Source organism: Synechococcus sp. UW179B (assembly GCF_900474245.1).
In the GTDB taxonomy this organism is placed as follows: domain Bacteria; phylum Cyanobacteriota; class Cyanobacteriia; order PCC-6307; family Cyanobiaceae; genus Synechococcus_C.
The window spans coordinates 402997-415824 of record NZ_UCNZ01000026.1; the positions used below are offsets into that span (position 1 = coordinate 402997).

Sequence of the window (12828 nt, forward strand, 5' to 3'; positions counted from 1 at the left end):
TCAAACCTCTTAATCTTCTTGCTGAGAGGCGCAACATAGCAGTTGTTGTTGTATGACTTCCGATAGAAGAGTGATCTGTAAAGAAGCCATTATGAACTTCAATAAGCCCAGAAACCGGATAAAAGTTCATACCGTCGGTCCAGTTATGATGTTCAGATTGGGGCTGAGATTGTCCAAAGAACCCTTGCTGTTAAGAACAGCCCGCTCAGGATCTGTGCAGCAATCGAGACTTGAGCTACGCAAATCGAAAGGCTGAGAAGTCGTCACATCAATACAAATCTAGGGAGACAACGCTTAGTGCCGAGGGGTCCATCGCCAGTTGTTAATTTCCGGAGAATCCATGCCATGAGTATGGGCGTACACGCGATGCTTTTGGATCTCATCCTTCATTTTCTCCTTCACATGAGCGGCTCGGGAGCCAAGAGATTCGACGCGATCGATCACATCGATCACGAGATTGAAGCGGTCGATCTGGTTGATGATGGCCAGTTCGAGAGGTGTGTTGATATTTCCATTTTCTTTATAGCCGCGGACATGGAAGCGACTTTGCTGATCCCATCGATAGACCAGCCTGTGAATCAACCACGGATAGCCGTGGAAATTGAAAATGACGGGCTTATTCGATGGGAACAGGCTGTTGAAGTCGCGCTCACTTAAACCATGGGGATGTTCTGTAGCAGGAGCCAGCGCAAACAGTTTCACCACGTTGATGTAACGCACTTTCACCTGCGGGATATGATCTCTCAGGATTCCAATAGCGGCTAGACATTCCTTGGTCGGGATGTCACCGGCTGAAGCGAGAATGACGTCTGGTTCATCTAGATCTGTACCGCAGTCGTCGTTGCAAGCCCAGTCCCAGATTCCAAGCCCTTTGGCTACATGACGCCGAGCCTGCTCAAGCGTCAGGTATTGAAGGTGTTTTTGCTTATCAGAAACAATGATATTGGTGACGTTGGTCTCTGTGAGGGCATGTTCGGCAACAGCCAGCAGGCTGTTGGCATCAGCGGGTAAATAGACGCGGGTGATCGAGCCTTTCTTGTTTCCGGCCAGGTCCATAAAGCCTGGATCCTGGTGGGTGAAACCGTTGTGATCCTGGCGCCAAACGGTGGAGGAAATCAGGCAGTTCCAGGAACCGATCGGAGCCCGCCAGGGAATCTCCTCACAGTGTTCCAGCCATTTGCAGTGTTGGTTGTACATCGAGGAGATCACATGGGCAAACGCCTCGTAGGTATGGAAGAAACCATCACGGCCGGAGAGGAGATACCCCTCCATCATTCCCACCAAAGTGTGCTCAGAGAGCATCTCGATCACCGAGCCATCCCGACAGAGTTCTCCGCCGTCGAGATCCTCCGGGAGAAAGTTCGCCATCCAAACTTTCTTTGTAACTTCATAGACTGCTTGAAGCCGATTGGAGTGGGTTTCATCAGGGCCGAACAAGCGATACCTACGAGGGTTTTCACGAATCAAGTCACGGATCACCTCTCCCAGTGGATAGGTGTTCTCCGCTTCAGTAGCACCTGGGTTTTCAACCGCCACGGCGTACTGTTCAATCGCGGGACAAAGAAGGTCCCTTCGCAATACACCTCCGTTGGTGTGCGGATTGCTGCCCATACGGCGATCACCGCGCGGTGATTGCCGCCTTATGTACTCTTTGACCGCTCCGTTCTCATCAAACAGTTCCCAGGGCCGGTAGCTCTTCATCCAATCTTCGAGCAGCCGTAGATGGCACTCATTGGTTTTCACGTCAGCGACAGGAACCTGATGCGACCGCCAAAAATTTTCAACTTTTTTACCGTCAACATCTCTTGGACCTGTCCAGCCCTTTGGAGAGCGCAGAACGATCATGGGCCAGCGAGGCCTAAAAGCTTGGCCGCTACTGCGCGCTTGCCCTTGATGCTGGCGTATCTCAAGGACGGCCTTCTCCATGGCAACCGCCATAGAACGGTGCATCGTCATCGGATCCGAGCCTTCAACGAAGATCGGTGTCCAGCCGTAGCCCCTTAGCAGGTTTTCAAGCTCCTCATGATCGATCCGACTGAGGATGCTCGGGTTGGCGATCTTGTATCCGTTCAGATGCAGAACCGGCAGGACCGCACCATCACGAATGGGATTCAGGAACTTGTTGATATGCCAACTGGTGGCCAAGGGTCCGGTTTCCGCTTCACCATCGCCCACGCAGGCGATGGTGATCAGCTCAGGGTTGTCAAGAACCGATCCGCAGGCATGGGACAGGACATAGCCGAGCTCTCCGCCCTCATGAATCGAACCAGGCATCTCAGCTGTGCAGTGACTGCCGACATGTCCTGGAAAAGAAAACATCTTGAAAAACTTTCTCAGACCTTCTTCATCGATTGATTTGTCTGGGTAACGCTCGGTATAGCTTCCATCGAGATAGACCGGGCCACGGACTCCTGGGGCCCCATGCCCCGGTCCGGACATGTAAATCATGTCGAGATCGTATTGATTAATGAGGCGATTAGCGTGGGTCCAGATAAAAGCTTGCCCTGGGCTGCTTCCCCAGTGACCAAGCAAACGATTCTTGATATGTTCGGGGCGTAGTGGTTCCTTGAGCAGGGGGTTGTCCTGTAAATAAATCATTCCAACTGCGAGGTAATTCGCTGCTCTCCAGTAGGCATCGAGTGCCTCAAGCACCCCGTCATCAGGTACAGAGGCGTTGAGGGTCGTCTGATGAAGGGAGTTGGACATAGTTCGCGTTACGGCGATGCCTGTTGAGATGACGCACACACACCTTCGCGATTTCACGGCGTAAGGATTGTGTGAACATACAAACCATAGGCATTATTTTTCATTGAGGCCAATCCCGAAACACTCTCCATCCAAAAGCAAGACATGAATTACACTTTCGAATAATCTTTATCAAAACTAATTGCACAACAAAAGGATTGTCGTCAGGAATGATAAGCAGTGCATCTATGATTAAAAATCGCTTCAGGGGGATCACAGCCGGGTATTAAGTGTCGTTGGTCTGAGCTCATGAAGATGCCCTACCGAAGCAAACAGAGGGGCCTGAGCCCTTTCGTAGGCGATTGTTGCTTCATACTCAATCTGAACACAGCTGTCTCTAGGCAAAGGTGTCCCGTGGTTGTTCCCCGTATTGCTCCCGGTAGAGCCGAGCGAAGTGACTGCGGCTGCTGAAGCCCATCGATGCAGCAATATCGCCAACACCCGTGAAGCCCAGACTGGCGCGAAGGGCGGGATCAAGCAGGAGTTGCCTCACACGATCCATGCGAATAGAGCGCTGAAGTTCCAAGGGTGTGAGTCCAAAATGTTCCCGAGATCCACGGAACAATGACGTACGGGATTGGAAGAGCTCAGAGCTGAGTTCAGCCACAGTGACCGTTTTCATCGGGTTCCTGAAACACCAGTGCAGTAGGTCGATGGCTGCTTCATGCCGCGCCTCTCGGTTTGCAATCAGAAAAGTACGGGCCTGGGGCTGCTCAAAAGAACGGATCACGGTATCGATCAGCTGGTCGGGCTCTTTTGGATGAAATCTTTGCTGACCCCGCTGAATCAGCTGTGTGAGCTGGTGGAGTAAGGCCTGCCGAAGTTCCGGTAGCAGCTCTAATTGATTGCTGCCTTCCCAGCGTTCTTGCATGCGCTGGAGTCCTCCACGTTTTGACAGCTGTTCCATCAGCACGACCTTGCTGATGACGATCGTGACCAGCCGGGCATCTGCAGGAATCTTCAGATCAAAATCTGTGAGTTGCCGGTTGTATCCGATCAGGGCTGGCCAAGCCACAGGAATGCCTTGAGCGCGATACGGCGCAGACTCCTTGGCATCCTCGAGAGGAAAGGCCAAGGTGCAGAGTTTCGCTCGCCTGGTTCCGCTAAGAAACAGGCTCTGATTCGTTTCCAGCAGATTGAAGCGAATGGCTCCTAGCTGATAGATGCGCAGTCGCCCCTGCAATGGCCCGCGGCTCATCTGCAGCGCAACGAGATCTGGAGAGATGGGCTGAAACAGCTCTTGCAGGCCATGGCAGCTGGAAAAAGCGCCGTCAAACTGAATCGAACTGTCCCTAGCGATGCGCGAAAGCATGTTCAATTTTATTCGAGCTGCCGTTAAATCGCAGCCTGCGAGGTCACCTCAAGATTTCCAATCAGGGTGAGTGCTCACGGGCAGCGAATCAGGGATCCATAAAAACTGCCCATGAATATGAACGTCAAGGATTGGGTTTACGCACCGCACCAAAGAGAGGATTTTGTACAGGTCCTGCGACGCCATAGGTCACCACAAGGCCTTGTCCACCTGGAAATGTGGAGGTGCGTGGGTTGTAACTTTTATTGATCACAACATCGGCGTCGTACCAATTATTGGCACTCCAGATGTTGCCAGCATCATCAACAACAACATCTGTCGTGACTTGAATCACCCCGCTTTGATAGTTATGAATCACGTCGCCAGTGGTTTTTCCCTCAGGGCATGTGGATGGCTCTGTTCCGCAGATATGGATCAGGCTTTGGCCGTAGAGGTTGCCAACCCAAACATTGTCGTTTCCATCAATCGTGACGCCCCATGGCACAAATGCGACTTCACCAGCAACTCCATTTTTGATGATTTCAAGATCAGGAGAGATCAAGGCAAGATTTCCAAGCGTTTGGAGTGTGGGGTTGGCCGCAGCAAAAGCAGCACCAGCCTCAAATTCTTCCATGATTGTCTTGGGCTGTTGCGGTGGGTTAGGTGTGCCTGGTGGCATGACTGCGCCTGGTGGCAGTGCCCCCGTAGGTGAATTGGATTGTTGAGATAGCCACGCGTTGCCCTTGGAATCAATCGCAAGACCACGGGCTCCAAGTGCCACCGTGACTGTGTTGTATTGATCAGGTGAATCACCCTCAATCACGGTGAGTTTGTTATTGAAGCTGCTGCTCACCCAAATTCGGTTTTGATCGTCTGTTGCCACTCCAAATGGCGCTTGGAGCCCAGCGATTGAGATGCGTTCACCTTGCCTGAAATCACCTCCAGGAAAATGAATCATGTGATTTCCAGTGTTGTCTGCAATCCAGACATCACCATTTTTAGACGTTGCAATTCCCTGAAGCTGGCCAACGTCTTGATCGATCGTTGCAGGCCCAAGAGCTCTTCCGTCTTTAAGGTCAAACACACCAACTTTGTTATTGAATGTGCCAACCCACGCATAGTTTTTTGAGATTCCTGTTCCCCATCCAACCCCATCCAACCCCTGTCCGTTATAGCCAGTAATGGCCGGTGATTGTGCTGTTCCCGTTTGATCAAAGTGCGACATGCCGCCACCAATGCTATTGACCACGCCTGATTGCGATCCAGGAATCCAGTTGGCCCCACTCCAAAGATGACCCTTCTGATCAAAGCTCAACTTTCCGAGTGCAAATGCACCACCACCCTGCAGTCTGATCGAAAGGGCAAAGCTCTCAGGTTGAAAGATTAGATAGGGGAGAGAAGCCTCCGATCTTCGATCAGAGTTTGTACCAAGAGGATAGTTATCATCAAACAGCCGATATAATTTACCGGTATTTTTCCAAGGCAATTTTGCAATGTTTGTCATTGCATCAAGAGTATTCGTCGCTTCAGTGAGGGAGAAGAGCTGGGTGCAGGCTTGTGCTTTTTGAGGATCTCCGCAGAGCGCTAGAAGGTTGGAAAGGACATTCATACGCGCAGCAGTTTCTGAGCTCAATAAATTGAATCCGTTAAGCAAGGTCTCCCCAAATGCTCCCGTCCTTGGGTTGATTAGGTGCTTGACATGTCCTGAACCAATGGCCAGAGCATTTCTGCTGCCGATCAGTTGATCACCTTTTAATTGCTGAGCATTGGGCCAAACAGATCCCACTGTCGTTCGTTCACTAATCGCGACTGTTCCATTCACTGTTTTATTCACTGTTTCATCGAGAACAGTGAGCATGGTCAGGCGATCAACCTTGGCATTGTTCACGGTTCCACCTGATGCGATCAGGTAATGAACGGTTCCCTTGCTTGGCTTAAAAGCCAGATCAAAACTTCCATCGTTCCTTGAACGAACAACCTTGACCTTCTCGGGCTGTGTCCCGCCTTGCGTTGTCCAATGGGTGATCGAAGCATTCGCCACAGGTCTCCCCATGACAGAAACAGAGCCGCGTAACGCCCTGTGGTTTCTCGCTTGAGCCGCTTGCTCACCACCAAAGCCAGCGAGACAGATTCCCAATCCAGCGATCAACAGTCCTCGATTGAAGGCGGGGGTGAGGACCATGAAATCAATAGGCAGATCCCCTGTTGTTACTGGGGTTGACGACCCTTGCCATCCCCTTGGAGAGCTTCTAGTACGAATGGGCTCACATGATCGCTCCAGCCGGCAGGCATGAGGATGTCAATCCAGATGAAGCAGCATCCGTGCTGTGTCTCTGCAGATCATCGTCTTCGCGAGTGGATCCAATCGGGGATTGTCGAGGTATTCACCTTGTGTGCTGCCGTTAACGAGAGCTCCAACGAAACCCAGCTCGTTCACGCATCGCTTCAGTTCCGCACAAGCGGCATCGATATCTTGCAGATTCAGCGCCGCAAAGCCTCTGAAACGCCGAGGTTGCAGCTGTATTGACGTGTGGAGAGCATCGTTGGCATGTCTGGCCATCGCGGATGCATCGGGCGAGTTGGAGATCGCTTGAATTCCCGGTGCAGTCTGTGACAGCACGGCAATCTCGATCCCGGCCTTGTCCATATTGGCGAGACGTTTTTCAGCCAATTCAGGCAGCAACGATTCAATAACGTCGAGCACCTGTGGGTCGAAAAACTCAAACTCCATTGATGTGGGGAGAAGTTCTCTGATGGAGAAGTGTTCTTCGAGAGCGATCTTGTGAAGGGTTGGCTCTTTCTCTGAGGTTTCCGTTATGGCTGGAGTGCGCTGTTGCTTCACCATCGCTCAAGCTCTTGATGCGCCAACCATCGCCTGCACATCCGCCCGATTCACTGGTGTCATGTTGCTGTGATTTGAGTCTGTTCTGTTGTTAGCAGCGCTGGCGGTGAAAACGCTGCTCATACGATTTTGATGGATCCATAGACTTTGCTGGGCCACTTGTTTCTGGACCGCTTGAACGTGCCGCTGCAAAGTGCCACATCCAACCTGAGGATCAGCGCTGAAGCATCGGCAATCAATCGTCCCATTTGTGTACATGCTGTTCAGTCGTTGACACCTACAAGCCTTGTCTTGACATCGTTAGCAAACGATGAATTCATTGATCTTATAATGAAGATTCTGGATTTGAAGGTAAGTTTAAATATAGATTGATTCAATATCATACGCAAGAGCGCATTACGTTGAGTCAGATAGTTGAATGCTATAGTGAAGGACTCTTCTCAATATTTTCATTGTCAATTACTGATTCACGTCCGATGCCTTTAAAAAGACGTGCTGCACTGTTTGAGCTCTTGCTAGCGATCGCATCTGAGCAATTAGGAACTTCAGCGATGAAAGCCTCAGAAGGATTTACATCACTTGGGCCGACAATCTTTGCTGTCATTGGTTATGTCTTTTCGCTGATATTTTTCGGGAGATGCATGCGCATCCTGCCTATGGGTTTTGCCTATGCGCTTTGGGTTGGTCTTGGCATGATCACTTCATCATTGATAGGAATCGTTGTATTTAAAGAGGCGCTGAGCACATCTGTAGTCATCGGCCTAGCAGTCATCGCAGCGGGCATTCTTGTACTGAATTCTGCACAAGGAGAATCAATCTAATGTGGTTCGGTTATTTAATTCTTCTCTTGGCCATCATCTCCGAAAACATCGGAACAACTTCCCTCAAGGGATCCAATGGTCTAACTCGTCCTTTACTAACAATCGGGGCATTCGCCGGATACATCCTAAATTTTCTTTTAATGGGTCAAGCACTCAACCGAATCCCACTCGCCATCGCCTATGGCATATGGTCAGGCCTGGGAATGGCCATCGTTTCACTGCTTGGTGTCTTGATTTACAAAGAGACTTTTAACTGGAGAATGGCAATTGGGCTATCTCTCGTCATAATTGGCCTAGTCATTATGAGCGCAACATAAATCAGCAGCATTCCAAGGATGATTCAAAAATAATATTTTTTTGAGTAAACAAGCAATCAGCAAAGAGTTTCACGGCCATGAATCACCTGTTGGCTTAATTGGCTCTTTTAGGAATAGGGGGTGTTATTGGTCAGGCCACATGGATCAAGAAAGAGCACGTTGACTCAATTCTGGAATTAAGACTCTTAGCATGTCATGGTGCTCACGCAACGCTTTTTCTGAATCTCCCAGTAATCCCTTCTCCCAGTACTTGGAAGCAGTCGCTTGATAATGAAGCTCGCAGACATGTTTGTCTTCACTCATCACCTCCCCATCGATTAAGGCAGACTGCTCACGCGCCAACCGCATACTTTCACTTTCACCCGCGTAGCTATAGGTGGCACCTGTCATGACTGATGTCTGAACATCGAGGGGAATCGAGCGGTAAAAACCAGCCGATTCGGGGTAAAACACCAAGCAAGAAACCGGAAACAAGCCGATATAAAGCCAGGCCTGAGGCATGGCGTTGAAGGGTTCCGGATGCTGACTCACTAACTCCCGGTAGCCCTGATTTAATTCGCGTCGAGATGGCTTCTCGTTAAAAGGTCCACGGATTCGGTGCGTTCCTTCTAGCCAAGGGCCTTCTTCGTAGCTGCGGCCGTACAGGTCCGTCAGACCTGGATGGGCACTCGGGCAGTGGTAACACTCGTTATCCACATCCACCATCGCCTTCCAATTCACTGGAACAACCGGACTGCTGTACAACCCATCGGTGGGTTGAAGATCCTCAAGCGGATAGACACTCAGCTCCTGTTCATGCCGCTTCATCATGGTTGCGATCGAAGGCTGGGGACCACTCTCGAAGCGCAGAAAGAGCAAGCCTCTCCATGTCTCTAATTCAAGAGGTTGAAGGCCATATTCCGTTGAATCAAGAGTTGGAAATTTGTCGGGCTGGGAAGGGGTTTTGAGCTCACCTTCCAGGGTGTAAACCCAGGCATGAAAAGGGCACATCACAGCGCCACGGCAATGACCTTGTTCACCCTCCACCAAACGCGAACCGCGATGACGGCAGGTGTTGTGAAAGGCTCGAACCTGACCATCCTTGCCGCGAATCACCATCGCCCGCTCACCAAGAAGATCAAAACTCAGCCAATCGCCTGGCTCTCTCAGGTCATTGACGTGCCCAACCACATGCCAGTGATTGAGAAACACACGATTTTTCTCAAGTTCAAACATGGAACTGCTGCGATAGCTCCAAGCCGGCAAGCCGTCCCTGTTCCAGGTTTGATCGGATGGCACGCTGTCTTCTATGACTTACTCCTATCTAGCAAGGGTCAGCTCTATTGACTTTTTTTACAGATAAAACCAGCTCAAGCCAATTTAGTCGAGATTTAATTAATAGAAATGCCACTATACAATTCACGATAACATTTACATCGACTTCCAGAACTTTCATTCAATGTTACTCTCAAAATGAACAACAATTCTAAATGTTAGAAACAATGCAACTCCTCAAGCTTACCGCAAAGAGAATTATTTGCATTTTTCATTATAGACGTATCTGCCATGAAAATACTTAGTAAAAGCATCTTTAAGCCTACTTGCGGCAAATTAAGGGTCGCCCCTTCCGCCGGGAATCGTTGCTAATCAACCCAAGCTTAGTGGCTGCAATCGGTATCAAACCCAAGGACAATCACTTGCCTTGGTGGTCGCAGCGGCTACCACTCAGGAGTGTCTTTTTCTGTGGAGTGAAGGGGAGTGATCCCTGAGTGGTCTCTGGTTTGTGGTGCAACTGGGCTGGATGATGAGCAAACTCCTGACTTGGCAACATCGACAAAAAGATTTCGAACGGCGTGATCTTGCCGCTCGAATAGTCATTCCTGAACAAGCAACTATCTCAGCCGTTTTTCGCTACTGCTTCTGGACCTTCACTTTCATGATCGCTCCAGGGGCTGGCACGTACGCACGAAGAACTCCATAAAAGTCTTTGCCGGTGGGGATTCCATTTTTGCCACCCCCACTAGGACTCAGCGTGATGGTTGTTGTGCCGTCTTGGTTCGGCTCTGAGGAGAATGTGGTCTGGTCGTAGATCTTTAGATCGTTTGGGATCAGCAGTTTGTTATCGGTTCCGTAGAGGGTCACGGAGAAGTAGCCACCTGGCTTGTAGAGACCAGAGGGCACAGTCAGGGTGTAGGTCGCATCACCTCGAAGTGGTGCGCCAGTGTCGTCGACCAGGATGGTGCCGTAACGGACCGTATCCGCAGGCGTTCCAAGTTGACCCAGTTTGACTCCTGCTGCGAGGTCCAGAAAGCTGACGTCGCCGCTGACCCGACCGAAGGCTTCATCGGGGTTGATATAGGAGATCACCGTATCGATCACGGCCTGGGCGTTCTTTGTCGTCTCTGAACTGAATTGCTTGACCTCACGCTGTATGTCTCCCTTGCCGCCCTGCATCTGAAATTGGCTACGGGACGCGACAACGGCGTCAAGATTGTCGACAACGACCATCCTGGTCAGCACAAGACCCTGATCCGTTTCCAGATCGACCACCAGAAAGTCACCTGCGGGGACCGCCTGGCCTGGTCGCTTAAGGAGGATCGGCTTTGCTGGGTTGGTGATGACAGCCGGCACGTTGTGCTTCATATCGAAGACCGACACCGACAAGAATTTGTCGTAAGTCGGCATCGTCAGGATCGCCGGGCCATCTGAGATCGAAAACCAGTTGTAGCCGTAGTCGACAGTGGCTTGTGGCGTCACCACCGTCGTGTCGCTGGGATCCACCAAACCGGTGAACTGGAAGCTCCCCTTCTCGTTTTTCTCCAGCCAAGTGTTCATCATCTTGACCTGTTCCTGATTCGGATACTCCCTCAAGTAGGACTCGACAGTTTCCTGTGCTCCGGCCATTGGAGACAGAGCCAGCAGAGGCAGGAGACAGAGGAAACGACGAAGGCGGTGAGACATCTCAGAAATTCTTGAGGGGAACGCGGTCTTCGTCCTTAATAGGAAACTTTTGCAGCAATCCAACTGATGTCACCGACTTTGTCATCGACACCTCAATTCGCTTTTGGCCTTGATTGCCGGCGTCTCGAGGTGTTGGTGGTGGCCCTATGAATGCCATTGAAGGCATCTCGGCAGAAGACCAAAAATGGTCCCAAGTTGCCGCTACTGGCACCGTCTCTGGGCAGAATCGTAGGTACGGAACCAGAACTGAGTGGCTGCAACCGGCACCAAACCTGTTGATCAGAGCTGGCCCTGGTGGCCGCTGCTGCCGTTGTATCCCTATGGCAAACGCCCCACCCATTTTCAAGAGCTGATCCCTGGCCAGCTGTGGAGCTTCGAGCAGCTCCAGGGCATCTATTACGTGGCGGTGCCAATTCGGCTCACCGTGGTGAAGGTGCCCGGCGGCTTGATGCTAGTGAACCCCTTGCCACCAACGGCTGAATTGGTTGCTGGCCTTAGGGCCCTGGAAGCGGACCACGGACCCGTGTGCACGATCGTGCTGCCCAGCGCATCCGGTTTGGAGCACAAACTTCCACTGGGGCCGCTCGCTCGCAAGTTCCCCAAGGCTGAGGTGTGGGTGTGTCCAGGCCAGTGGAGTTTTCCGGTGCAGCTGCCCCTGAGTTGGCTCGGGGTGCCGGCTGAACGCACCAAAATTTTGCTCAGCGATGGAGTGCCCCATCCGGAGGTGTGCCAATGGATCTCGCTTGGCCCCCTCGATCTCGGTGTGGGCCGTTTTCAGGAGATCAGCTGCTTGCATCAACCCAGTGGCGCCCTCTTGATTACCGACGCCCTCGTGGGCATTGAGGCCACACCACCCGCGATTTTTGATCGCGATCCCACACCCTTGCTGTTCCATGCCCGCAACCGGGGAGATCAACCGCTGAGTGATTCCCCCGAGGCTCGCCGGCGTGGCTGGGCGCGATTGGTGCTGTTTGCCTCTTTCCTCCGTCCCCATTGCCTGCGCGTGCCACCCATTGCCGAGATGCTTCGCCATGCCTTCCGGCCAGGATTGCGCTCATGGAAAGCCCACTTCGGGCTGTATCCCTTCGATTGGCAAGACGGTTGGCGTGACGACGCTGCGGCCTTAATGGGAGACGAGGCCGCCAAAGTGCAGGTGGCTCCCGTGCTGGAACGGCTGGTGTTACCGCGAGCCCAACAAGCGATCAACGTCTGGCTTCAACAACTGGAATCCCGATCAGATCTGCGCTGGTTGATCCCCGCCCACTACAGCGCACCCCTGTCCTTCACTGCTCAACAGGCAGAGGCTTTACGAACGGAACTACAACAAAAAAACTGGGCACCCAATGAAGGAAATTGGAGCTTCCTCGGTAGCATCGATCAGCGCCTTTTAAAGCTTGGCGTTGTCCCCGAAAACCCCCTTCAATAGGATTGATTGGATCAAAAATAGGGGATGATTTGAAACGATCAGTGATCGTTTGAGAGGCAAATTTGCCTTCCAAACGCTTCAAGAAAGCTCTACAGATTCAGATCGTCGTCTGGATTAACAGCCATTTCATCATCAGCGAACAGCGTTTCTTCCAACTCCTTGCGCTGCTCCATCTGACGCAAGAAATAGCCCGTCATCATCGCGGAGGCCAGCATGTTGGCCAAGTTGTCGCGATTGGCCGTCACTTTCACTTCAAATTGCTCGCCGGGGAGCATCCCCAACAAACCCTGCACGTTATGGCGAATGATGTCCTGAATATCGTTGCTGGCGGATCGAGCGACCCTCTGCAGAACATCCGGAGATTGGTCCTGGAGGTATTGGATCAAGCTGTTAACGGGCTGGCCGTCCTGGCTGTCCGTGGTTAGGAATTCTGGATTGAACATCCT

The 12828-nt window shown here is 51.6% G+C and carries 10 protein-coding genes; 3 read left to right on the forward strand and 7 right to left on the reverse strand.

Annotated features, from left to right (window positions below):
* Nucleotides 1-294: 294 nt before the first annotated feature.
* The 4 genes from DXY38_RS13265 to DXY38_RS13280 form a co-directional block, all read right to left on the reverse strand.
* Nucleotides 295-2706, reverse strand: coding sequence for a phosphoketolase (locus tag DXY38_RS13265; RefSeq protein WP_115072008.1), 2412 nt, complete (start codon nucleotides 2704-2706; stop codon nucleotides 295-297).
* A gap of 376 nt (nucleotides 2707-3082) precedes the next feature.
* Nucleotides 3083-4057, reverse strand: coding sequence for a helix-turn-helix domain-containing protein (locus DXY38_RS13270; protein ID WP_115072009.1), 975 nt, complete (start codon nucleotides 4055-4057; stop codon nucleotides 3083-3085).
* A 124-nt stretch (nucleotides 4058-4181) separates the two neighbouring features.
* Nucleotides 4182-6218: a hypothetical protein gene (locus DXY38_RS13275; protein WP_115072010.1), complete on the reverse strand. Its 2037-nt coding sequence runs from the start codon at nucleotides 6216-6218 to the stop codon at nucleotides 4182-4184.
* 117 nt (nucleotides 6219-6335) lie between these two features.
* Complete coding sequence (locus tag DXY38_RS13280) at nucleotides 6336-6881, reverse strand: amidohydrolase family protein (RefSeq protein ID WP_115072011.1); 546 nt, start codon at nucleotides 6879-6881, stop codon at nucleotides 6336-6338.
* Between the two features lie 449 nt (nucleotides 6882-7330).
* Here DXY38_RS13280 and DXY38_RS13290 point away from each other — a divergent pair, with 449 nt between their 5' ends.
* Both DXY38_RS13290 and DXY38_RS13295 read left to right on the forward strand, forming a co-directional pair.
* Entirely contained in the window at nucleotides 7331-7699 is a 369-nt protein-coding gene (locus DXY38_RS13290; RefSeq protein ID WP_244279143.1) for a multidrug efflux SMR transporter, read from the forward strand.
* A complete protein-coding gene (locus tag DXY38_RS13295) occupies nucleotides 7699-8016 on the forward strand; it encodes a multidrug efflux SMR transporter (protein ID WP_115072014.1) in 318 nt (105 codons plus the stop codon). The genes DXY38_RS13290 and DXY38_RS13295 overlap by 1 nt, the downstream gene beginning before the upstream one ends.
* A gap of 144 nt (nucleotides 8017-8160) precedes the next feature.
* Here DXY38_RS13295 and DXY38_RS13300 read toward each other — a convergent pair whose 3' ends face one another.
* Both DXY38_RS13300 and DXY38_RS13305 read right to left on the reverse strand, forming a co-directional pair.
* On the reverse strand, nucleotides 8161-9294 hold the full coding sequence (locus DXY38_RS13300; RefSeq protein ID WP_115072015.1) for an aromatic ring-hydroxylating dioxygenase subunit alpha: 1134 nt from the start codon (nucleotides 9292-9294) through the stop codon (nucleotides 8161-8163).
* 612 nt (nucleotides 9295-9906) lie between these two features.
* Nucleotides 9907-10956 (reverse strand): DUF1214 domain-containing protein, encoded by a 1050-nt coding sequence (locus DXY38_RS13305; protein WP_244279144.1) that lies wholly within the window; start codon nucleotides 10954-10956, stop codon nucleotides 9907-9909.
* A 250-nt stretch (nucleotides 10957-11206) separates the two neighbouring features.
* Here DXY38_RS13305 and DXY38_RS13310 point away from each other — a divergent pair, with 250 nt between their 5' ends.
* Nucleotides 11207-12382, forward strand: a complete 1176-nt coding sequence (locus DXY38_RS13310; RefSeq protein ID WP_115072016.1) for a DUF4336 domain-containing protein — start codon at nucleotides 11207-11209, stop codon at nucleotides 12380-12382.
* An 89-nt stretch (nucleotides 12383-12471) separates the two neighbouring features.
* On the opposite strand, the gene DXY38_RS13315 is transcribed toward DXY38_RS13310, so the two are convergent.
* The gene (locus DXY38_RS13315) at nucleotides 12472-12825 is read right to left on the reverse strand and encodes a DUF760 domain-containing protein (RefSeq protein ID WP_006852777.1); all 354 of its coding nucleotides are present in this window, start codon (nucleotides 12823-12825) and stop codon (nucleotides 12472-12474) included.
* Nucleotides 12826-12828 lie beyond the last annotated feature (3 nt).